Here is a 20,838-nt window from a genome sequence, read left to right as displayed (position 1 = left end):
TCTCTGGTGTCACCAGCAGGTAGAACAGCAGGATCACAGGGAAGGCGAGGATCAGATTTGCAAGGAACGATAGGAGTGTGTCGAGGCGACCACCATAGAACCCGGCGGGCAGGCCCAGTGTGATACCAACCATGAAGGCAAAGACGGTGGCGAGCGGTGCGATCTGCACCACGACCCACGCCCCCTTAAACAAACGGCTGAACACATCGCGCGCCAGGTTGTCACCGCCCAGCAAGTACCAGGCGTATTCACCATCCTCGGCACTGCGCATCGGTGTGCCGGGGACCTTGTTCTTCATGCCAGACACTTGGCTCAGACTGTCATGGGTTGTGATCCAGTCGAACAGACCTGCCATCACACCGGCGTAGACCCAGAACATCACCAGCGCGAAGCCGATCATGCCGACTGTGGAGTCAAAGAGTTTTCCGTAAAGACCCAGCTTGCGTTTGAACTTGATCGACACGGCGAAGGTCACGATCAGCGCGATCCAGACGGGCAGCAACTGCTGGCTCATCCCGCCGATGATCCCGGCGACCTGCGGCCCAGCAAAAATACCTGCAACGGCATATGCCAATACGATCAGGAACAGCCCAAGGCCAAGCCATCGCGTGGCCGTCGCTGAAAGATCATAGGCGCCTCCAGCAGAACTGAGTGTGCCATCCGGGTTTGCGACCACGCGCGTTCCGCCACTCACCAAGCCAAATACGATCTGAATGAGGATGGCCACGAGGAAAATCGCGGACAGCACATACAGCACCGGGTCCAAAAATTGCCCAAGAGGGCCAGTCCATGTCAAAGGTTCCATGGTCAGCCTCCCTTAAGAAATGCGGATGCGTGGGTTGAGGAATACATAGCCGATGTCCGAAATCAGCTGGGTGATCAGCACCACGACAACGGATACGACCGACACAGCCAAAAGCAGTTCGATGTCATTGTTGCCCGCGGCCTGCACCAGCAGCCAGCCAAAGCCCTTGTAGTTAAAGAGCGTCTCGACAATCACCACGCCGTTCAGCAACCACGGGATTTGCAACATGATCACAGTGAACGGTGCGATCAGCGCGTTCCTGAGTGCGTGCTTCAGAACGATATTGCCAAAACTGACGCCCTTGAGGCGGGCCGTGCGGATGTACTGTGCGGTCATCACCTCGGTCATACTCGCCCGCGTCATCCGCGCGATGTATCCCATGCCGTAAAGCGCAATGGTCAGAACGGGCAAAGTGAAGTTCTCAAAAGTTGCGTTCTCGATGGCTTGGGTCGCTGACCCCTTAAACCATTTCAGCCCAAAGGCAGATGACGCAAAGATCGCGATGAAGATAACGCCCGAGACATATTCAGGCGTGGCTGTCGTCGCGATCGAGAAGGTAGAGAGCGACCGATCGAGCCCCGAACCTTCGCGCATACCAGCCAGCACACCCACGATCAGCGACATTGGAACCATGACAAGCAGAACAAAGCCCATGAGCTTGCCGGTTGCGCCAAGCCGCGTTGCGACCAGGCTGCTGACCTCATCCTTGAACACCAGCGAAAAGCCCCAGTCACCTTGCAACACACCGCAGAACGTGGGCCGTTCCTCAACAGGCGCGTTTTCGGCGAAACACTGACCGGTGACAGTGCCATCTTCTTTTTCGGTCACCCATCCCGGCGCGACACCCAGCCAGCGACCGTATTTGACGAACGTGTTGTCGATATAACCCCGATCGTCCAACCAACTTGCGACAGCTTCGTCCGTCATGCGGAAGTTGCCTTGGGTCTTGGCCAGCTTCTCGAGGTTTGGATAGAGATTGGTCAGAAAGAACACGATGAACGTCAGGCAAAGTGCCGTCAGTAGCATCACGCCCAGCCGTCTGAGTATGAAAAGTCCCATTTAGTGCCCCTGTTGGGTGGCTTGAGGCGGGTGCGTGCCGCCTTTGTTGTTTGCCGGGCGCGATTTGTTTTCGTGATACGCCTCGGGTGCTGCCTTTGCGGGCTAGCCTTGTGATTTGATGGTTTTGCTTACACCTATGTCCCCCGTGTTCGCGTGCCCATTGATTTGGGCTTGGCACATGTTCCTCAATCTGGCTGAGGTGCGGCCATGCGCGCGCGATCATTTTGTTCCCTGAGCCTATGAGGCAACAGAAGCGTACACAGGTCAACGGTGCGGTTTCAAAAAGCACTACACGTTTGCGACATTTGCCTGTTCTGTTTGCGACATTTTTCTCTTTACGCCACGTAAGGCGTCAGTGAGTTGACCGCGCCGCCTTTCGCAAGGCGGTTGGCGTTTGTCCGGTGTGTTGTTGCATGAAGCGGGTAAAATATGCAGCGGATCCAAAGCCGAGATGCCGTGCAATATCCTGTGCGGGCACTGCGGTTTCTGTCAGGGCTACGCGCGCCGCATAGAGTGTGCGTTCGGTCAGCAAATCTGCTGCAGTCCGGCCTGTGGCGGCTTTGCACGCGCGCGTCAGGTGGGTTGCAGTGACATCCAGTGCGGCAGCATGGTCCGCCATGGTCAATCCGTCGGCATAGTTATTGCTGACGCGTTCGCAAAACCTCGAACTCAATCGCGCGGCTGCGTTCATCGTGACAGGCAGGTGATCGGGCAGGGCGATCTGTCGCCGCAACCAAACTGACAAAAGTGACATATGGGCGTCGATCGCATCCTGGACCAACGGGCGGGCCTGCGTGACCTCGCGATGCGCCGCCTCGAAAATGGACGTCATTTCGCCAATGCTGTCGACGTCCCGCACACGCAACTGCCGGGCGCGGGTTGGCCATCGAATTTCTGTCCCGTCGGGGATCAGCGCGACCATACCACTGCCTTGTCGACCCAATTCAAGTGCAAACAACGTGTTCGGCGGTATGGTCAGTGCATTGTGTGTTCCCACACCACGTCGGGTGCCGTTCAGCAAGAGCCGCCCCTGGCCACGGGTGATCCAGATGACGACATGTTGTGGCCGGTCGTGCGCAAGCGACACACGCCAGTCCTGACCAGCGGTCAGCTGCACAAGCGGCTTGATCTCGATCGGAGGCAGGGACATGGATGCTTGTCCGTTTTCGACAAAATAACTTGCTTTCCGCTATGCGGTTTGTGCGTGAAAACACACAAAAAGTCAAATCTTGGCCAACTCAGCGGAGGCAATGCAGCGCCAATCCGCCATCTTGGCTCTAAACCAGGTGCGCTGGCGTTTTGCATATTGTCGCGTGGCAATTGTGGCCTGTTCAACCGCCATTTCGTGATCCATGTCGCCACGCAGAACCGCCATTGCCTCTGCGACCCCAATAGCCCGGCACGAAGGCAGGGCCGGGTCAAAACGGTCCTGCATCGCGCGCGCCTCCTCCAGTGCACCGCCTCGCAGCATTTCGTCAAAGCGGGTTGCAATGCGAGGCGTCAGCCATTCCTTCGGGCTATCCATGACGATCCCCGCATATGTCCCAGCCTGCAGCAACGGGGCTGCGGTGTTGTCCTGCCAATAAGCAAGCCCGCGACCGGTGGAGGTCAGCACTTCCCAGGCGCGCTGCACACGTGCACGGTTCGCGACATCGATGCGCGCCTTGGTGTCTGCATCCAATTCCATCAGCATCGCGGCCAAGTCCATCTGGTCCGCGCGTTCTCGGAGCGCCGCTGGTGTAGCCGGAATGTCCGCCAACCCTTGTGTCAGAGCGGAAAAGTAAAGCCCAGTGCCCCCGACGATGATGGGCCTCTCGCTGGACAAAATCGGTGTTACCTCGCGCAACCAGTGGCCGGCAGAATAGGGGGCATCAAAGGGCAGGTGCCCATACAGCCGGTGCGGGGCGCGTGATTCCTCTGCGGCAGAGGGGCGCGCGGTGAGGACCCGCCAGCAATCATACACCTGGCTTGCATCCGCGTTCACAATGGTGCCGCCATCCGTCTCTGCAATTGCCAGCGCAAGCGCAGATTTCCCTGATGCCGTTGGACCAGCGATCAGAATTGGGAGGTCGCTTGGCAAAGATGCGATTACATCGCGGATCATGTGGTGTCGTCCATTGAAAACCCATCGCATTTAGGACAGGTTGCGCGCAATTTGAAAGAGCGGGGGCGCACCATGACCGAGACAGAGACACCAACCACCTTCAAACGGGTGATGCTGAAGATCTCGGGCGAGGCGCTGATGGGCGATCAGGGCTTCGGGCTCCACCCGCCAACCGTTGAACGCATCGCGCAGGAAGTGAAGGCCGTCCATGATATGGGGGTCGAGATCTGCATGGTGATTGGAGGCGGCAACGTGTTCCGGGGTCTGCAAGGTTCCGCTCAGGGGATGGAGCGAACGACGGCCGATTACATGGGAATGCTTGCCACGGTGATGAATGCCCTTGCCATGCAATCTGCGCTTGAGGGGCTGGGCGTGTTTACCCGTGTTATCAGCGCCATCACGATGAACGAGGTGGCAGAGCCTTACATCCGTCGTCGCGCGGTACGCCACCTTGAAAAAAAGCGCGTTTGCATCTTTGCCGCCGGAACGGGCAACCCGTATTTTACCACAGACACAGCCGCCACTTTGCGCGCCAACGAGATGTCTTGTGAAGCCATTTTCATGGGCAAGAATGGTGTTGACGGTGTCTATGACAAGGACCCGGCCAAGCACGACGATGCCAAACGCTATGATGTCGTGACCTACGACGAAGTTCTGGCAAAACGCCTTGGCGTCATGGACGCATCGGCGATCGCACTCGCGCGCGACAACAACCTTCCACTGATTGTTTTCCCGCTGGACACCCCTGGCGGGTTCAAGGAGATCTTGGAAGGCAATGGGACTTTCACGCGGGTACAGGGATAGTCTCCACTGCAACTTGTTTGCGTGTTACGCTTCGCCCGCACCGCGTTTGAGCCGAGCCTTCTGCTTTCGAATGTCGTCTGACAATTCGTGCAAACCCGGGACCAGCCAGATCAGCGTTGTCGCCCCCGCAATCGTCAGAGAGTAACTGGCGACATTCCAGAACTTTTCGGCGGCTGGCGTGAAACAGAACTGGGCCAGTGGATTGCACGGACGAAATACGTTGAACAAGGGCACCAGAAGCGCCGTGGCCCAGATGCCAACTGCTTTTGCAATGACCCACGCTGGCGGTTTGGGGCGATGCAGATCGTCTGACTTTCGCCCACTCGGGACATAGCGCCCTGCATCAATAGATGCGGCCAGACTCGTCAGTGTCTCGATATCCGTTTTGGTAGTCAGCTCTGACAACAACGCTGATGCCCAGGGCGAGAAGGCGGCGATGTCCTGCAAGCTGGCCATTGTCATGTCGCCGCGCTTGATCCGATAGACGGGAAGCGTGTTGATGATGTCGATCAAAGGTGCACCGAACAACTCCGCGACTTCTTCCAATATGTCCTGCACATCGTCTGCATCGAGACCAAGGTCGGCAATATCCGCATTCACATCGATATCCGCATCTGCGACACCAAGTATGCGGGCAGCTCTTTCGACGATTGCATTTAAACTGTCTGACATGTTCGGTTTCCGGATCAAGGCGGATTTTTGCTAACCTGCGATTGTGTTTACAGTTTGACGCTATTGCGCGCCAGAGCGCTAAATTGAGCATCGCTCAAACCCCTCTGGCAATTCGCCTGCCCGTTGCACTATACCCAAATGCAAGACGCCCGAACGGGCCAAGACGAACACGGGGAATACAATGTCTGACGACTTTATGCTCGACACTGATGACCTTGAGCGCCGCATGGAAGGTGCCATGGCCAACCTGAAAACCGAATTCGCATCGCTGCGGACTGGCCGGGCGTCAGCTTCGATGCTCGAACCGGTGATGGTGGATGCGTATGGGTCCATGACGCCTATCAACCAGGTCGGCACAGTGAACGTGCCCGAGCCAAGGATGGTAACGGTTAACGTGTGGGACAAAGGTTTGGTCGGCAAAGTGGAGAAGGCCATCCGAGAAAGCGGGCTGGGCATCAATCCCCAACTCAACGGCACGATCATCATGCTGCCGATCCCCGAACTGAACGAAGAACGCCGCCGTGAGTTGGGTAAGGTTGCTGGCAGCTACGCCGAAAATGCCCGCGTCAGCATCCGCAACGTGCGCCGCGATGGTATGGACCAGATCAAAAAAGCGAAGGCGGACGGAATGTCCGAGGATGACCAGAAGCTTTGGGAAGATGAGGTTCAAGAGATGACGGACAAGTTCATCAAGTCCGTGGACGGGGCGCTTGAAACCAAACAAACCGAGATCATGCAGGTTTGATAAACGAATCCCGGCCCTTTGGTCGGGACCAACACTCCCGGGGAGTGTGTGGACCATCTAAGTCGGACCCCCGGTTGACGGGATTTACGCAGACAATCCAAGGACAGCGTTATCACAGACACCGTACATACCGGCCCGCGCCACGTTGCCATTATCATGGACGGCAATGGACGTTGGGCAACACAAAGAGGACGGCCGCGCCTGTTTGGTCACCACGCCGGTGCGCGACGTGTCCGCGAAGTTGTGGAAACCTGCCCGGATATCGGTGTTGAGTACCTGACGATTTTCGCCTTCTCGACCGAAAACTGGAAACGCACGCAAGTCGAAGTCGCCGGGCTAATGAGCCTGTTTCGCCGCTACATCTCCAAGGAAACCCGCGCGCTGAACGAATTTGGGGTGCGGGTGCGCTTCATTGGGGATCGTGTGCGCTTGGATGCCAAGCTAATCTCCCTCATGGATGAGCTGGAGACGCTGACATCGGGCAACACAAGCGTGAACCTGACAATCGCCTTGAACTACGGCGGTCGTGACGAGGTTGCGCGCGCGACCAAACGTTTGGCGCAAGACGTTGCTGAAGGAAAACTGCGGCCAGAGAGTGTGGACGAGGAAACGCTTCCGAAATACCTGGACACCTATGTGCTGCCCGACCCCGATCTGGTGATCCGCACCAGTGGAGAGGCACGGATATCGAACTTTCTCCTCTGGCAATCGGCTTATGCCGAATACGAATTCATTGATACTCTGTGGCCTGACTTCAGTCGGGAAGAATTCACGCGCCTTTGCGCATCCTATGGCGGACGCGAACGCCGGTTTGGTGGGGTGAAGCGGTGACAGAGCGGTGGTCAGATCTTGCGGCACGCATGGCGTCCGGTCTGGTCATGGTCCTTGTCGGCATCTGGGGCATCTGGGTTGGCGGCGATGTTTTCCATGTTCTGATAGCGTTGATTTGCGGCCTGATGGTGTGGGAGTTGGTCCGCATCATCTCGCCTGATCATCCCTCGCTCGCTGTGCAACTGGGCGCAGTGTCCGGTGTCGCGACGCTTCTCGCCGTTTATCTGCCAACCGGCTTTGCGCTGCCGTTGCTATTGGCCCCTTGCATGGTTGGGTTTGGTCAGTTGAAGCAGAACCGGTCGATCTACATGATCTTCACGCTGCTCGTATTGATGGCTGGATATGGGATGATGCATGTCCGCGATGATCTCGGCTTTGGCTGGATGGTCTGGCTGGTGGCAGTGGTCGTTGTTACCGATGTGGTTGGCTACTTCGCTGGCCGCCTGATCGGGGGACCAAAATTCTGGCCGCGCGTCAGCCCCAAGAAAACATGGGCAGGCACCGCCTCGGGCTGGGTTGGCGCCGGCATTGTCGGGGCGGTCTTCGCGATCAACACGGGCGCTTCGTTGCAATTGATCGGCGTCTCTATTGCCGTGTCCATGGCCAGCCAAATGGGTGATATCGCAGAAAGCGCAATGAAGCGGCGCATGGGCGTCAAGGACAGCTCGTCGCTGATCCCCGGTCATGGCGGCGTGCTGGACCGGTTTGACGGGATGTTGGGTGCCTCGGTGTTTTTCCTGATGTTTGCTCAGATTGCGGCTTTCCCCTGGGGGCTTGGTTGACATGCGCCGCGTGTCGATCTTCGGCGCGACGGGTTCGATTGGTCAAAACACCATCGACCTGATTGCCAGAGAACCGGAAGCTTACGATGTTGTGGCGCTGACGGGATCATCCAACATTGAACAGCTTGCACAGGATGCGATCCGCCTGCGCGCAGATGTGGCTGTGACAGCAGATGAGGCCCGGCTGGATGATCTGCGTGCAGCCCTGAGCGGCAGCGATGTTGAAGCCGCCGCAGGGCAGGACGCGTTGACCGAGGCAGGCTGCCGCCCCTCAGATTGGGTCATGTCCGCAATTGTGGGGGCTGCCGGTCTTGCGCCGGGGTTGTGCGCGCTCGAGCAGGGGGCAACCCTCGCTTTGGCCAACAAGGAATCCCTTGTATGCGCCGGTCAATTGATCCTCTCCACCGCCAAAGCCCATGATGCGCGTTTGCTGCCGGTGGACAGTGAGCATTCGGCCGTTTTCCAAGCGCTTGTCGGCGAAGATATGTCAGCGGTTGAGCGCATCATCATCACGGCCAGTGGTGGTGCCTTCCGGGACTGGCCATTGGAGGAGCTGGCACAGGCGACCTTGGCCGAGGCATCCTCGCACCCAAATTGGGACATGGGGCAACGGATCACGATCGACAGTGCGTCGATGTTCAACAAAGCCTTGGAACTGATTGAAACGCGAGAATATTTCGGCACCAGACCTGATCAGATCGAGGTGCTTGTCCACCCCGAATCCATGATCCATGCAATGGTCGGTTTCAATGACGGCGCGTTGATGGCGCATGTGGGGCCACCCGATATGCGACACGCCATTGGTTATGCCCTGAATTGGCCTGATCGCCAGCCACTGCCTGTTGAGCGTCTTGATCTGGCGCAGATCGGCTCACTGACGTTCCGTGCACCCGACGAAGTGCGCTGGCCCGCCCTTCGACTGGCGCGCGAAGTCATGGAGCGGGGCGGACTATCCGGTGCCGTATTCAATGCGGCCAAGGAAACCGCGTTGGATGGGTTTATTGGCGGTGACATCAGCTTTCCGGCGATGGCAGAAGTGGTCGATGAAGTGCTCAACTGCACTGATCCGAGCCATATTGATGCCCCAATGACCCTTGATAATGTGCACATAGCGGACCAAATGGCACGACAAGCCGCCCGCGATGTGATCGAGCAAAGAGCAGGATAAAACCTTGGATATTTCGGCACTGATTCCCGCCTTTGGCGGTTTTGCCTGGACCATTTTCTTTTTCGTCGTGGCGCTGAGTGTCATCGTCGCCATCCATGAATATGGGCACTATATTGTTGGCCGCTGGTCAGGCATCCACGCGGATGTGTTCTCGATCGGATTTGGCCCCGTGATCTGGAGCCGTATGGACAAGCGGGGAACTCGCTGGCAGATCGCGGCTTTACCCTTTGGCGGATACGTAAAGTTCGCTGGCGATGCGAACGCGGCATCTGGCAAAGATGTTGACGCGATGGAGGAAGCCGCCGCTGATCCTGCCGCCCTGCGGCGCACAATGCACGGTGCACCGCTTTGGGCGCGCGCGGCGACAGTGTCCGCAGGCCCTGTCTTCAACTTTGTGCTGTCGATTATCGTCTTCGCCGCCGTGATCTTTTTCACTGGCGTCCCGCGTGATCCACTGACGGTTGGTGAAATCAAGCCGCTTCCGGCTGGCGCGTACGAATTGCGCGAAGGGGACATCGTTCGCGAAATCGAGGGTCAAGCCGTCCCCAGCATCAACTCCGAGGACTATGCCGCGTTTATTGAAACGATCCCGGAAAAGCCGCAGCTTGAATATCTTGTCGATCGTGGCGGCGACGTCATGACAGTTACTGGACCGTATCTGTTCCCGCCACTCGTGACGCGGGTCGTTCCGCGTAGTGCTGGTCTTGCGGCCGGGTTCGAAGTTGGCGACGTGATTACATCGATTAACGGCGCGCCCGTGTTTCGATTTGGGCAGCTGCCAGAGGTCATTGAGAATTCTGATGGTGCGCTGGTGCAGCTAACCGTTTGGCGCTCGGGTGCGGAAATGGAAATCGAATTGTCGCCCAAGCTGGTTGATGAGTTAGACGGGCAGGGCGGCTTTGAAAAGAAGTGGCGGATCGGCCTTGGCGGAGGTCAGGCCTTTGAAATGGGCCGCGAAGCGCCAGCACCTTTGCAGGCATTGTCCGGCGGATACGAACGGATGATCGGGGTTATCACCGGCTCCATAAACGGTCTTGGGCACCTGATTACCGGCGCGATTAGCTCATGCAATCTGTCGGGACCCATCGGCATTGCACAGGTTGCGGGTACGACGGCAAGTCATGGGCTCAGCGACTTCATCTGGTTTATCGCTGTGCTTTCCACTGCGGTTGGTCTTCTGAACCTGTTTCCGATCCCTGCATTGGACGGTGGTCACCTGGTGTTTTACGCCTATGAGGCGGTCACGGGCAAACCTCCAAGCGATGGCGCATTGCGCATCTTGATGACAGTTGGGTTGACCCTCGTGTTGTCACTCATGCTGTTTGCATTGGGGAATGATATCTTCTGCCCCTAAGCGGACTGGGGCGGGTTGACGCCTTATTCTTGCCATCATTCGTCCCATGTCCTGCCGCATTGCCTCTGTATCACAAGTGCGAAACAGAGGACGAACCGATGCAGATGATTCAAACCGGATACCGTGGCTTGAGCCTTTTGATGATGCTGAATTCTGATCGGGCGCTTCATGGCCTGACATTGGTGGCCGCTCTTGCGGCAGGCGCATGGTTGGGCAGCCTCTAAAACCCAGATTTATCCACAAGATGTGCTAGTGACCCCGTGGTGACCCACGGGGTTTTGCGCTTTTGACAACACCTCGCAATGCCGTTAGTCACGTGACTATTGTATGTCTGAACACGTGGGGCAAAACCATGGGACTGGGGATGAGGGGCGCAGCAGGGCAAGCACAGGCGTGCTGGCGTCGGGCGCATAGTATTCTAGCTTTTTTTGTATTTTTGTCAGCGGTTTGGGTCGGAACACAGACCCCAGCGCAGGCGCAAAACTTCCAATTCAATCGCATTGTGGTCGATGGAAACACGCGGATCGGTGACTCCGCGGTTCTTGCGCGAGCTGGAATCGCTCCGGGGCAAACGCTGTCGGCGGGGCAAGTGAACGATGCACGCCGCAACCTTGAAACAAGCGGTTTGTTTGAAACCGTTTCCGTCGAACCACAAGGCAGCACTCTCCTGATTACGGTTACTGAGTTTCCGACGATCAATCGCCTGACCTTCGAAGGAAACCGCCGCGTAGACGACGACGCGCTGTCCGCCATTATCCAAAGCCAAGAAAGAAGGGTGTTTTCACCTGCACAAGCGGAACGGGATGCAGGTGCGATTGCCGAAGCTTACAGCACACAAGGTCGCGTTGCAGCGCGCGTAAGCCCCCGCATCATCCGACGTTCCGACAATCGCGTTGATCTGATTTTCGAGATTTTCGAAGGCGATGTTGTCGAGGTTGAGCGTATCAGTTTCGTTGGAAATCGGGTCTATTCCGACCGCAGATTGCGCCGGGTTCTCGAGACCAAGCAGGCCGGTCTCCTGCGTTTTCTGATCCAAACAGACACGTTGGTTGAAGACCGCATTGAATTTGACAAGCAGGTTCTGACCGACTTCTACAACTCACGCGGTTATGTTGACTTCCGGGTCGTAAGTTCAAATGCCGAACTGACCGAAGAGCGCGACGGTTTTTTCCTGACATTCAACGTCCAGGAAGGGCAGCAGTTTTCCTTCGGCGAAGTTACTGTAGTCAGCGAGTTGCCCAATGTTGACGGTGACGCATACCTGCAGCTCATCAAAGTACGCCCAGGCGTCATTTACTCCCCAACATTGGTAGAGGCGGAGATTTCGCGTCTTGAACGACAGGGACAGCGAGAAGGCGTTGATTTTCTAAGGGTCGAGCCCCGAATTACGAGAAATGATCGTGCGTTGACGCTTGATGTGGAATTTGTGCTCAGCCGTGGTCCACGTGTATTTGTCGAGCGCATTGATATTGAGGGTAACACAACGACACTTGATCGTGTGATCCGTCGTCAGTTTAAGGTGGCCGAAGGTGACCCATTCAATCCGCGGGAAATCAGAGATGCTGCCGAGCGTATTCGTGCACTTGAGTACTTCGAAGCTGCTGATGTTAACGCCCGTGAGGGATCAAGCCCGGATCAAGTTGTTATCGATGTAGATGTTGAAGAACGTCCAACCGGCTCGCTCAACTTTGGTGGTGCGTTCTCCCAGGATGATGGTTTTGGTTTGATTGTAAGCTTTACCGAGCGCAACTTCCTTGGCCGGGGACAAACCCTCGGATTCAATTTCTCGACGGCAGAAGAGTCTGAACAATACGGCATCAACTTTATTGAACCCGCTTTTTTGGGCAGAGACGTCACTTTTGGCCTGAACCTGCAGTACAGTGAATCGGACTCAAGCTTCGCCAACTACGACACTGAGTCACTTACATTTCGCCCCAGTTTGACTTTCCCCATTGGTGAGCGATCGAGGTTGTCTGTGAATTACAGTTACCTTGAAAATGAAATGATCGTGCGCGACCCGGTCGTGAACGGTCCCATTGTTCAGCGTGAGATTGATGTTGGCGAACAATCTGCATCGTCGATTGGATATACTTACACCTATGACACACGCGAAGGTGGCCTAAACCCAACGGCGGGCGTGCTCCTTGAGCTTTCCCAGGATTTCGCGGGCTTGGGTGGTGATTCCGAATTCATAAGGACGCGCGGCCGCATTGTTGGTCAACGACTCGCGTTCAATGAAGAGGTAACGCTCCGGGCGACGCTCGAGGGCGGATATCTGGCATGGAACGGTGGTACAAACCGGACAGTTGACCGCTTCATTCTTGGACCAAGGATCATCCGGGGCTTTGAACCGGGCGGCATTGGTCCACGCGATTTCAATGCGGCAGGCGATGACCCTGATCCGCTGGGTGGTAACCTATTCGTTGCTGCACGGTTTGAAGCCGAATTCCCGCTAGGTCTGCCGGAAGAGTTGGGTATTCGCGGCGGGCTGTTTTATGACGTTGGCAACCTTTGGGATCTGGACGAGGTCGATCTTTCCGGTGGCGACGTCCGGGGTGAAGGTGGGTCCTTCCGTCATGTCATCGGTTTCTCGATTTTCTGGGATACGGCTATCGGACCACTGCGCCTAAACTTCTCCAATGCGCTGCGCAAAGAAGAGTTTGACCGCGAGCAGTCGTTCGACCTCACCATCTCGACCACGTTCTGATTTGATGAGCAGGCTTGTCAAAGCCGGTGCACTCCTGATCGTGGCCCTGCTTTGGGCCACGTCGTCTGTCTCGCAAGATGTCCGCAGCCCTATCCTGACAATCGATAGCGAACGCTTCTACCGGGACAGTGCTTTTGGCCAACGCGTCCTCGCTGACATAGAGGCTCAGACAACCGTACTTGCCGAAGATAACCGCCGTCTCGAGGCAGAGTTGGAAGCGGAAGAGCAGGCCTTGACGGATCAACGTCCTGATATGGAACCAGAGGCGTTTCGCGAACTGGCGGATGCGTTTGATGCACGGGTGGAGGGCATACGCAATGAACGCGAGGCCAGAAGCCGCAGCATTGCCGACTTGCTGGAAGAAAACCGTGATCGGTTTCTGGTGTCTGCGGCGCCAGTACTTGAGGTCATCATGCGCGAAGCAGGTGCTGGCGTTATCTTGGAACAACGCAGTGTTTTTGTCAGCGCAAATGCGATCGACATTACGGATCTTGCAATTTCACGGATGGATGCGGCTCTGGGCGACGGAACCGACCAACAATAGCCGCGCGCTTGCGAGGCCGTGTCTGTCTTGCTAGGCACGTGTCGATGATAAGACCAATGACCAAAGGCTCGGGCATCCCATGACAACAGAACTAAAATCCGCCGATATCGGGATGATACAGCGCTTAATCCCGCACCGTTATCCCTTCCTTTTGGTGGATCGTGTCGAGGAAATCGACGGATATCAGTCGGCGACAGGCATCAAGAATGTCACGATGAACGAGCCGCACTTTCAGGGTCATTTCCCCGGGCAACCCATCATGCCTGGTGTGACGATTGTCGAAGCAATGGCGCAAACAGCGGCAGTCATGGTCGGCGTCGCGCTTGATCTGGCTGACAAGAACCTACTTGTTTATTTCATGGCCATCGACAAATGCAAATTTCGCCGGATGGTTGTTCCGGGCGACGTTCTGAAACTGAACCTCAAAACGACCCGTGGGAAGCCTGGCGGGAAAGTCTGGAAATTCGCCGGTGTCGCAGAGGTCGATGGTGAAATGGCCTGCGAGGTTGAGTTTACCGCGATGATGGATTTGCCGACCACATGAGCGACGTAGGTATTCATCCGTCGGCGGTCGTGGAACCGGGCGCACAGATTGATCCGACGGCCGTCATAGGGCCTTTTTGCGTCGTTGGTTCGAATGTTGTGATCGCCGCAGATGTCGTGCTGAAAAGCCACGTTGTTGTCACTGGCCATACCGAAATCGATGAAGGGACAACCGTGTTTCCCTTTGCTGTCATCGGAGAAGTGCCGCAGGACTTGAAGTTCAAGGGCGAGGCAAGCCGTTTGGTGATCGGCAAACGCAATCGCATTCGCGAACACGTGACTATGAACTGTGGCACCGAAGGCGGCGGCGGCGTTACACGGATCGGAGATGATGGCCTGTTCATGGCTGGCTGCCACATCGCGCATGATGCGCATATCGGCGACAGGGTCATCGTTGTAAATTCAGCCGCTGTGGCGGGGCATTGTGTCCTTGAGGATGATGTGATCGTTGGAGGCCTGTCAGGCATCCACCAATTTGTGCGCATCGGTCGGGGTGCAATCATTGGTGCCGTGACCATGGTGACAAATGACGTGATCCCCTATGGCCTTGTTCAGGCACCAAGGGGCGAGTTGGATGGGCTGAACCTTGTGGGCCTGAAACGGCGTGGTGTCAGCCGCAGCGACATCACGGCTTTGCGGGCGGCATTCCAGATGCTGGCGCAAGGTGAAGGCACGTTCCACAATCGGGCCGAGCGATTGGGCAAGGAAACCGATAGTGAATTTGTCCGCGAGATTGTCGAATTTGTCATGGGCGACAGTGACCGGTCGTTCCTGACGCCGCGCTGATGCTGGCTCTGATCACTGGGACCGGCGCATTGCCGTCGGTCGTTGCAAAGCACCAGCCAACTCGACCCATCATTTGTGCGCTCGACGGGCACAAGCCGGAGGGGCTTGAGGTGGACGTCTGGTTTCGGCTCGAAACCATCGGGACCTTGTTGCACAAACTCGTTGCTCGGGGTGTAACAGAGGTCTGCTTTTGCGGAGCGATTCAAAGGCCCGGCTTCAGCCCGCTAAAGCTGGATGCGCGGACGATGCCGCTGGTGCCGACCCTCGCAAAGGCGGTCAAGGACGGCGAAGATGCCGCGCTCAGGGCCATCCTTGGATTGTTCGAAAAACGCGGCATGATCGTAAAGGGCGCTCATGCGCTTGTACCGGACTTGTTACCGCAATCCGGTGTTCTGACCCGGACAGCAGTACCGGACGACATTGAGGCGCATATCAAGGCGGCCGAGCAAGTTTCGATCGAACAGGGCCGGGCAGATGAGGGTCAGTCCTGTGTCATCCGTGATGGCCATGTCATCGCACGCGAAGATGCCAAGGGCACCGATGCCATGTTGCGCGGCTTGCAACAGCGTCCGGCGCGTCCGATGCCCGCGACTGATGGCGATCCATTCGGGGCGGCAATGGATTTTGTCGGTGACATGTTGGACGATGCGGCAGACTGGCTGTCCGGTCCTGTGGCTGAGGCCCGGGCAAAGCCCGAGGGTGGCGTTTTCTTCAAAGCGCCGAAACCGGGTCAAGACCGGCGGATCGACTTGCCCACAATCGGACCCGAGACGGCGCGCGCGGTCATCGAAGCCCGGCTTGATGGCATGGTCGTCGCTGCTGACGGCGTGATGGTGCTTGAACGGGAAGAGGTTGTGCGTCTCCTGGATGAAGCGGGGCTGTTCCTTTGGGTGCGCTGAAGGTCTTTATCCTTGCGGGTGAACCTTCGGGTGATGCCTTGGGTGGGGCATTGATGGCGGGCCTGAACCGTGAAGCACTGGATGTGACATATGACGGTATTGGAGGGCCGCTCATGCAGGCGCAGGGGCTGAAAAGCCGCTTCGACATGTCCGAACTGACCGTTATGGGTATTGCCGAGGTGCTGCCGAAGTACCGGCACTTGAAACGGCGTATCGCGGAAACGGCGCAGGCTGTGATCGACACACAGCCCGATGTCCTGATCACCATCGACAGCCCGGACTTTTCGCTGCGCGTGGCCAAGCTGGTCAAGGAACGCTCGGACATTCGGACCGTGCACTACGTGGCGCCCACCGTGTGGGCCTGGCGGCCTGGGCGGGCCAAGAAGATGGCCAAGGTCATTGATCAGGTCCTCGCGCTATTCCCCTTTGAGCCTCCGTATATGGAAGCGGAAGGGATGGAGTGCGATTTTGTCGGACACCCCGCCGCAACTGTCCCGCGATCTACAGCAGAGGAACAGGCAGCATTCCGAGCGAAGTATGGGTTGGAGGATGCGGACCCGCTGGTGCTTGTGCTCCCGGGGTCTCGCCGTGGAGAGATCACGCGGATGAGCCCGGTCTTCGGCCAGGCCCTTGGGCGATTGGCGCAGACGCGGCCAGAAATGAAAATGGTCCTGCCCGCCGCCGGATCGGTCGTAGAACTGGTGCACAAAGAGGTGGCGCAGTGGCCTGTCGCTCCTTTGGTTCTTGACCCCACAGGGCAGGATCACGATGCGGCGCTGATGGAAAAGCGCGTTGCTTTCGCTGCGGCGGATTTGGCCCTTGCAACGTCCGGCACGGTGTCTTTAGAGCTGGCTGCAGCCGGAACGCCGATGGTCAGCGCCTACGATCTGCACTGGCTCAGCCGCGCGATCATCAGCCGTATGGTGACGACTGACACAGGCAGCTTGATCAATCACGTGACGGATACCCGCGTGGTGCCGGAGGTTGTCGGCAAAGACTTCAATGTCGACAACGTGGTGTCGGCGATGGAAGGCCTGCTCAAAGGTTCCGAGGATCAGCGCGCTGCGATGGAGCTGACGATGGACCGCTTGGGACGCGGTGGAAAAGACCCCGGTCTGCGCGCTGCACGGGCCGTCCTCGGGCGGTTGGGATGATCTGTCCCCGCGGGGACAGAATTTACCGTACGGTCAAACCTTAACCAATTTGGACAAGCGCATGGCGCTTTTTGCCCGCCGACAGCTTGATCGGCGCAGCCAGAGCAGCCTGATCAATCATCGTGCCTGCTTCGGTCAACGGTGCGTCGTTCATCCGTGCGCCACCCTCGGCGATCAGGCGCTTGGCCTCTTTCCCGGATCCGGCGAGGCCGGATTTGACGATCAATTGCACAATGGAAATTCCGTCGCCCACATCATCCGCACTTAGGGTCAGGGTAGGGAGGTCGTCGCCCACACCGCCCTTTTCAAAGACCTCTTTAGCCGTCTGTGCAGCCGCAGCGGCGGCGTCTGCACCATGCAGAATGGTCGTCACCTCGGTGGCGAGCAGGGCTTTTGCCTCGTTGATCTCCGACCCTTCGAGGGCGCCCAAGCGGTCGCATTCATCCAGTGGCAGCTCGGAGTAGAGTTTCAAAAAGCGACCAACATCGGCGTCTGTCGTGTTCCGCCAGAACTGCCAGAATTCATAAGGTGACAGCATGTCCGCATTCAGCCAGACGGCGCCAGACTGGGACTTGCCCATTTTCTTGCCGTCCGAGGTTTCGAGAAGCGGTGAGGTCAGGCCAAACACCTCTTTTTGGATCACCCGGCGGGTCAGGTCGATGCCGTTGACGATGTTGCCCCACTGGTCCGACCCACCCATCTGCAGGATGCAGCCGTAGCGGCGGTTCAGCTCCATAAAGTCATAGGCTTGCAGGATCATGTAGTTGAATTCGAGGAACGACAGCGACTGTTCGCGGTCCAGTCGGGATTTCACACTCTCGAATGACAGCATCCGGTTGATCGAGAAGTGGCGCCCGATGTCCCTCAGGAAATCGAGGTAGTTCAGATCATCGAGCCATTCGGCATTGTTCAGCATCTGTGCGCCGGCATCGTAATCGATGTAAGCGGAGAACACTTGTTTGATCCCGGCGATATTCGCATCAATCGCAGCAGCACCGAGCAGGGGGCGTTCATCGGCGCGGAAGGACGGATCGCCCACCTTGGTCGTGCCACCACCCATCAGCGTGATCGGCTTGTGCCCGGTTTTCTGGAACCAGCGCAGCATCATGATCTGGATCAGCGATCCGACGTGCAGCGACTTGGCCGTCGCATCAAATCCGATATAGGCGGTTTGCCCCGGAACCAGCAATGCGTCGTCCAGCGCCTGCATGTCTGTGCAGTCGGCCAGGAACCCGCGGCTTTGCATCACGTGCAAAAAATCGGATCGGGGTGTGTAAGTCATTTGGCTTGTCCTTGGAACGGCTCCGTCGCAGTCTATAAGCGGGGGACGGGCAAAGGAAAAGACCATGGATAAGGTCAGAGAAAAGGGAGCGATCATTACCGCTCTGGGCGCCATGTCAGGGACGTCGCTGGATGGGGTGGATGCCGCCGTTCTAAGGACCGATGGTGTGGTGATTGATGGCTTCGGTACGCACGACTACCGTGCGTATACGGCCGAGGAGCAGACCGCTTTGCGCGCGGCGCTGGGGCATTGGTCCGGAGCTACACTGGGCCCGGCGACGGATGTCGTTATGTCGGCTCATCAGGCGCTGTTGAGCGGCTTCCACAACGTCGATCTGGTTGGGTTTCATGGTCAGACCGTGGCGCATGCGCCGCGCGCGCAGGGAACACTGCAACTGGGCGATGGTGCGGCGATGGCCCGAGCGTTGCATGTGCCGGTTGTCTGGGATTTTCGGACGGCGGATGTCGAGCTGGGGGGCGAGGGCGCACCGCTGGCGCCGTTCTTTCACTTTGCCTGTGCCAAGTGGATGGGAGCGGAAAGCCCGGTCGCTTTTTTGAATCTGGGTGGTGTTGGTAACCTGACTTGGGTTGATCCCACTGCGGATGCCGCAGAGCGTGAGGGCGCGCTTTTGGCCTTTGACACAGGGCCTGCCAACGCACCGGTCAACGATCTTATGCAGGCGCGGCTTGGGCTGCCCTTTGACGAAGGGGGCCGTGTTGCCGCGTCGGGGAGCGTCGAGACGGGCGCACTCGAGCTGTTCCTGGCAGAGCCGTACTTTGCCCGCATCCCGCCAAAATCACTCGACCGGAACGACTTTGCTGAGATGGTGAGATTGGTTCACGAACTCAGCGACGCGGATGCGGCAGCAACGTTGACCGCTATGTGTGCAGCCGGGGTGGCTGAGGCGATGCAGCACTGTCCACGCCCGCCTTCGAAAGTGCTCGTGACGGGGGGCGGGCGGCACAACCCGGTTCTGATGAAAATGCTTGAGGTGTCTTTGGATTGTCCCGTGCGCCCTGTTGAGGATGTGGGCCTGAATGGAGACATGTTGGAGGCGCAGGCCTTTGCCTATCTGGCGGTGCGCGTCGCACGCGGTTTGCCGACATCTTGCCCAGGGACGACTGGCGTTCGGGCCGCCGTAGGAGGTGGGACCGTCAGCTATCCCTGACGTGGGATGTCGAAACCCGGTTCCGCAAGCGTGAACCCTTCGAATTGGAAGCCCGGCGAGACTGTGCAACTGACCAGCGTGTAATCCCCGGTGCTGCGGGCGGCCTGCCAATACCCCTCGGGCACGATGATCTGCGGAGCACCTTCGTTCAGATCGGGGGACAGCAGATGATCCTGTGCGGGGCCAGTGTCACTGCTGCTCATCGACAGGATCAGCGGGGCGCCTGTGTGGTAGAGCCAAATCTCGGTTGCATCGACCTTGTGCCAGTGGCTTTGCTCACCCGCGGCAAGCAGGAAATAGATGCATGTGCCGGTGGGTCGCCCGTCATTTTCAGCAACCCAGGTCTGGCGGTAGTGTCCGCCTTCGGGATGCGGTTGCAGATTCAAGTGCGCGAGGATTTGGTCAGCGGTCATTTGCACAGCTCATAGAGGATGATCGAAGAAGCGTAGATAAGGCAGGAAAGTTGGTTCTGCGTCGTAATATGGCGCGCAAGGCTGGAAGCCGAGCCGCTCATACAATGCGATGGCCTCCGTCAGTCCACTCATCGTATCCAGAACAACCCGGGTGTAGCCGTCACCCTTGGCGCGGGCCATGGACTCCTTGATCAACGCGCGGCCAGCCCCTGTCCCCCGTGCAGATGGGGCGACGTAGACGCGTTTGATCTCTGTCGTGCCCGGAGCGGTCAAAGGGTAGTACATGGCACAACCGACGATCTGATCATCAAGGACGGCCACGAGGATGTCGCCTCTGGGCCGCGCGTGGATACGTGGCAGGTCCGCGATCAGAGCCGTATAGCTGTCCTTGGCATAGTAGGCTTCAACCATATCGGGCAGGCCCACGGATCGTTCGATCAGAAGGTCGCGATAGGCCCAGCACAGCCTTGCCACATCTTCCATGTCGGAAGGACGGGCCGAGTGGATGGAGAGGTTGGTCATAGCGTCTGAGTAAATCGCGGAGGTGTTCGGTTGCAATATGCAAACGGATCCGTTGCGTTCCCCGATCTGTCTTATGCGCGCGTTTTGATCTGCGCGTGTGTGTCCGTGGGCAACGTTGCTGCCCACGGTGACGTGAAATTCGTCGATTACTTCAGGATGGATTTGCCTGCAAACTCGGCGGTTTCGCCCAGCATTTCCTCGATCCGGATGAGTTGGTTGTACTTCGCGAGCCGATCCGAGCGGGCCAGCGATCCGGTTTTGATTTGGCCGCAGTTCGTTGCAACGGCGAGGTCGGCGATGGTCGCGTCCTCTGTCTCGCCCGAGCGGTGGGACATGACATTGGTGTAGCGGGCGCGGTGGGCCATATCTACGGCTTCAAGTGTTTCCGTCAAGCTGCCGATTTGATTGACTTTTACGAGCATCGAGTTCGCGCAGCCACGGGCAATACCGTCCGCCAGGCGTGCCGGGTTGGTCACAAACAGGTCGTCGCCCACAA

General features: G+C 57.8%; 21 protein-coding genes and 2 pseudogenes. 14 read left to right on the top strand and 9 right to left on the bottom strand.

The window, feature by feature from the left end:
- From AC6RA8_RS14090 to miaA, 4 genes and pseudogenes are all read right to left on the bottom strand, one after another.
- Nucleotides 1-805: pseudogene (locus AC6RA8_RS14090) on the bottom strand (ABC transporter permease); the annotation flags it as partial.
- Between the two features lie 12 nt (nucleotides 806-817).
- Nucleotides 818-1,864 carry an ABC transporter permease gene (locus AC6RA8_RS14085; protein ID WP_500353368.1) on the bottom strand — a complete coding sequence of 349 codons (1,047 nt, stop codon included), beginning with the start codon at nucleotides 1,862-1,864 and terminating at the stop codon, nucleotides 818-820.
- A 352-nt stretch (nucleotides 1,865-2,216) separates the two neighbouring features.
- A complete protein-coding gene (locus AC6RA8_RS14080; RefSeq protein WP_500353367.1) occupies nucleotides 2,217-3,014 on the bottom strand; it encodes a helix-turn-helix transcriptional regulator in 798 nt (265 codons plus the stop codon).
- 72 nt (nucleotides 3,015-3,086) lie between these two features.
- Nucleotides 3,087-3,968, bottom strand: a complete 882-nt coding sequence (gene miaA, locus AC6RA8_RS14075; protein ID WP_500353366.1) for a tRNA (adenosine(37)-N6)-dimethylallyltransferase MiaA — start codon at nucleotides 3,966-3,968, stop codon at nucleotides 3,087-3,089.
- A gap of 72 nt (nucleotides 3,969-4,040) precedes the next feature.
- On the opposite strand from miaA, the gene pyrH reads away from it, so the two are divergent.
- Complete coding sequence (pyrH, locus tag AC6RA8_RS14070; RefSeq protein WP_500353365.1) at nucleotides 4,041-4,772, top strand: UMP kinase; 732 nt, start codon at nucleotides 4,041-4,043, stop codon at nucleotides 4,770-4,772.
- A gap of 24 nt (nucleotides 4,773-4,796) precedes the next feature.
- Here pyrH and AC6RA8_RS14065 read toward each other — a convergent pair whose 3' ends face one another.
- On the bottom strand, nucleotides 4,797-5,444 hold the full coding sequence (locus AC6RA8_RS14065; protein WP_500353364.1) for an acyl carrier protein: 648 nt from the start codon (nucleotides 5,442-5,444) through the stop codon (nucleotides 4,797-4,799).
- 181 nt (nucleotides 5,445-5,625) lie between these two features.
- Between AC6RA8_RS14065 and frr the strand changes: the two genes are divergently transcribed.
- From frr to lpxB, 12 genes are all read left to right on the top strand, one after another.
- Nucleotides 5,626-6,189, top strand: a complete 564-nt coding sequence (frr, locus tag AC6RA8_RS14060) for a ribosome recycling factor (RefSeq protein WP_500353363.1) — start codon at nucleotides 5,626-5,628, stop codon at nucleotides 6,187-6,189.
- Nucleotides 6,190-6,300: 111 nt separating this feature from the next.
- Nucleotides 6,301-7,020 (top strand): polyprenyl diphosphate synthase, encoded by a 720-nt coding sequence (gene uppS / locus AC6RA8_RS14055; RefSeq protein WP_500353371.1) that lies wholly within the window; start codon nucleotides 6,301-6,303, stop codon nucleotides 7,018-7,020.
- Nucleotides 7,021-7,049: 29 nt separating this feature from the next.
- On the top strand, nucleotides 7,050-7,802 hold the full coding sequence (locus AC6RA8_RS14050) for a phosphatidate cytidylyltransferase (RefSeq protein WP_500353362.1): 753 nt from the start codon (nucleotides 7,050-7,052) through the stop codon (nucleotides 7,800-7,802).
- 1 nt (nucleotide 7,803) lies between these two features.
- Nucleotides 7,804-8,970, top strand: coding sequence for a 1-deoxy-D-xylulose-5-phosphate reductoisomerase (gene dxr, locus AC6RA8_RS14045; RefSeq protein ID WP_500353370.1), 1,167 nt, complete (start codon nucleotides 7,804-7,806; stop codon nucleotides 8,968-8,970).
- Between the two features lie 4 nt (nucleotides 8,971-8,974).
- The gene (rseP, locus tag AC6RA8_RS14040; RefSeq protein WP_500353361.1) at nucleotides 8,975-10,324 is read left to right on the top strand and encodes an RIP metalloprotease RseP; all 1,350 of its coding nucleotides are present in this window, start codon (nucleotides 8,975-8,977) and stop codon (nucleotides 10,322-10,324) included.
- 98 nt (nucleotides 10,325-10,422) lie between these two features.
- Nucleotides 10,423-10,548 carry a hypothetical protein gene (locus AC6RA8_RS14035; protein WP_500353360.1) on the top strand — a complete coding sequence of 42 codons (126 nt, stop codon included), beginning with the start codon at nucleotides 10,423-10,425 and terminating at the stop codon, nucleotides 10,546-10,548.
- Between the two features lie 140 nt (nucleotides 10,549-10,688).
- On the top strand, nucleotides 10,689-13,031 hold the full coding sequence (gene bamA / locus AC6RA8_RS14030; RefSeq protein WP_500353359.1) for an outer membrane protein assembly factor BamA: 2,343 nt from the start codon (nucleotides 10,689-10,691) through the stop codon (nucleotides 13,029-13,031).
- 4 nt (nucleotides 13,032-13,035) lie between these two features.
- A complete protein-coding gene (locus tag AC6RA8_RS14025) occupies nucleotides 13,036-13,575 on the top strand; it encodes an OmpH/Skp family outer membrane protein (RefSeq protein ID WP_500353358.1) in 540 nt (179 codons plus the stop codon).
- A gap of 79 nt (nucleotides 13,576-13,654) precedes the next feature.
- Entirely contained in the window at nucleotides 13,655-14,119 is a 465-nt protein-coding gene (gene fabZ / locus AC6RA8_RS14020; RefSeq protein ID WP_500353357.1) for a 3-hydroxyacyl-ACP dehydratase FabZ, read from the top strand.
- On the top strand, nucleotides 14,116-14,904 hold the full coding sequence (lpxA, locus tag AC6RA8_RS14015) for an acyl-ACP--UDP-N-acetylglucosamine O-acyltransferase (protein ID WP_500353356.1): 789 nt from the start codon (nucleotides 14,116-14,118) through the stop codon (nucleotides 14,902-14,904). Before fabZ ends, lpxA begins: the two co-directional genes overlap by 4 nt.
- A complete protein-coding gene (locus AC6RA8_RS14010) occupies nucleotides 14,904-15,803 on the top strand; it encodes an LpxI family protein (protein WP_500353355.1) in 900 nt (299 codons plus the stop codon). The genes lpxA and AC6RA8_RS14010 overlap by 1 nt, the downstream gene beginning before the upstream one ends.
- Nucleotides 15,800-16,957, top strand: coding sequence for a lipid-A-disaccharide synthase (gene lpxB / locus AC6RA8_RS14005; RefSeq protein WP_500353369.1), 1,158 nt, complete (start codon nucleotides 15,800-15,802; stop codon nucleotides 16,955-16,957). The genes AC6RA8_RS14010 and lpxB overlap by 4 nt, the downstream gene beginning before the upstream one ends.
- Nucleotides 16,958-16,997: 40 nt before the next feature.
- Here lpxB and tyrS read toward each other — a convergent pair whose 3' ends face one another.
- Nucleotides 16,998-18,239 (bottom strand): tyrosine--tRNA ligase, encoded by a 1,242-nt coding sequence (gene tyrS, locus AC6RA8_RS14000; protein ID WP_500353354.1) that lies wholly within the window; start codon nucleotides 18,237-18,239, stop codon nucleotides 16,998-17,000.
- 64 nt (nucleotides 18,240-18,303) lie between these two features.
- Here tyrS and AC6RA8_RS13995 point away from each other — a divergent pair, with 64 nt between their 5' ends.
- The gene (locus tag AC6RA8_RS13995) at nucleotides 18,304-19,407 is read left to right on the top strand and encodes an anhydro-N-acetylmuramic acid kinase (protein WP_500353353.1); all 1,104 of its coding nucleotides are present in this window, start codon (nucleotides 18,304-18,306) and stop codon (nucleotides 19,405-19,407) included.
- Here the strand turns inward: AC6RA8_RS13995 and AC6RA8_RS13990 are convergent.
- The 3 genes and pseudogenes from AC6RA8_RS13990 to eno all read right to left on the bottom strand — a co-directional run.
- Nucleotides 19,398-19,820: a cupin domain-containing protein gene (locus AC6RA8_RS13990; RefSeq protein WP_500353352.1), complete on the bottom strand. Its 423-nt coding sequence runs from the start codon at nucleotides 19,818-19,820 to the stop codon at nucleotides 19,398-19,400. The genes AC6RA8_RS13995 and AC6RA8_RS13990 overlap by 10 nt on opposite strands.
- A gap of 9 nt (nucleotides 19,821-19,829) precedes the next feature.
- A complete protein-coding gene (locus AC6RA8_RS13985) occupies nucleotides 19,830-20,342 on the bottom strand; it encodes a GNAT family N-acetyltransferase (protein WP_500353351.1) in 513 nt (170 codons plus the stop codon).
- Between the two features lie 146 nt (nucleotides 20,343-20,488).
- A pseudogene (gene eno, locus AC6RA8_RS13980) lies at nucleotides 20,489-20,838 on the bottom strand (phosphopyruvate hydratase); the annotation flags it as partial.

This window comes from Tateyamaria sp. (assembly GCF_059783535.1).
The sequence above is the reverse complement of the archived record's forward strand: the minus strand, read 5'-3'. Positions and strand labels throughout refer to the sequence as shown.

Bases quoted from the DNA above. Each gene is read 5' to 3' on its own strand.
- AC6RA8_RS14065 (WP_500353364.1), bottom strand. From the start codon at position 5,444: ATGTCAGACAGTTTAAATGCAATCGTCGAAAGAGCTGCCCGCATACTT.
- pyrH (WP_500353365.1), top strand. From the start codon at position 4,041: ATGACCGAGACAGAGACACCAACCACCTTCAAACGGGTGATGCTGAAG.
- AC6RA8_RS14010 (WP_500353355.1), top strand. From the start codon at position 14,904: ATGCTGGCTCTGATCACTGGGACCGGCGCATTGCCGTCGGTCGTTGCA.
- AC6RA8_RS13985 (WP_500353351.1), bottom strand. From the start codon at position 20,342: ATGACCAACCTCTCCATCCACTCGGCCCGTCCTTCCGACATGGAAGAT.
- AC6RA8_RS14035 (WP_500353360.1), top strand. From the start codon at position 10,423: ATGCAGATGATTCAAACCGGATACCGTGGCTTGAGCCTTTTGATGATG.
- AC6RA8_RS14050 (WP_500353362.1), top strand. From the start codon at position 7,050: ATGGCGTCCGGTCTGGTCATGGTCCTTGTCGGCATCTGGGGCATCTGG.
- lpxA (WP_500353356.1), top strand. From the start codon at position 14,116: ATGAGCGACGTAGGTATTCATCCGTCGGCGGTCGTGGAACCGGGCGCA.
- dxr (WP_500353370.1), top strand. From the start codon at position 7,804: ATGCGCCGCGTGTCGATCTTCGGCGCGACGGGTTCGATTGGTCAAAAC.
- fabZ (WP_500353357.1), top strand. From the start codon at position 13,655: ATGACAACAGAACTAAAATCCGCCGATATCGGGATGATACAGCGCTTA.
- AC6RA8_RS13990 (WP_500353352.1), bottom strand. From the start codon at position 19,820: ATGACCGCTGACCAAATCCTCGCGCACTTGAATCTGCAACCGCATCCC.
- AC6RA8_RS14025 (WP_500353358.1), top strand. From the start codon at position 13,036: ATGAGCAGGCTTGTCAAAGCCGGTGCACTCCTGATCGTGGCCCTGCTT.
- miaA (WP_500353366.1), bottom strand. From the start codon at position 3,968: ATGATCCGCGATGTAATCGCATCTTTGCCAAGCGACCTCCCAATTCTG.
- tyrS (WP_500353354.1), bottom strand. From the start codon at position 18,239: ATGACTTACACACCCCGATCCGATTTTTTGCACGTGATGCAAAGCCGC.
- bamA (WP_500353359.1), top strand. From the start codon at position 10,689: ATGAGGGGCGCAGCAGGGCAAGCACAGGCGTGCTGGCGTCGGGCGCAT.
- AC6RA8_RS13995 (WP_500353353.1), top strand. From the start codon at position 18,304: ATGGATAAGGTCAGAGAAAAGGGAGCGATCATTACCGCTCTGGGCGCC.
- frr (WP_500353363.1), top strand. From the start codon at position 5,626: ATGTCTGACGACTTTATGCTCGACACTGATGACCTTGAGCGCCGCATG.
- AC6RA8_RS14085 (WP_500353368.1), bottom strand. From the start codon at position 1,864: ATGGGACTTTTCATACTCAGACGGCTGGGCGTGATGCTACTGACGGCA.
- AC6RA8_RS14080 (WP_500353367.1), bottom strand. From the start codon at position 3,014: ATGTCCCTGCCTCCGATCGAGATCAAGCCGCTTGTGCAGCTGACCGCT.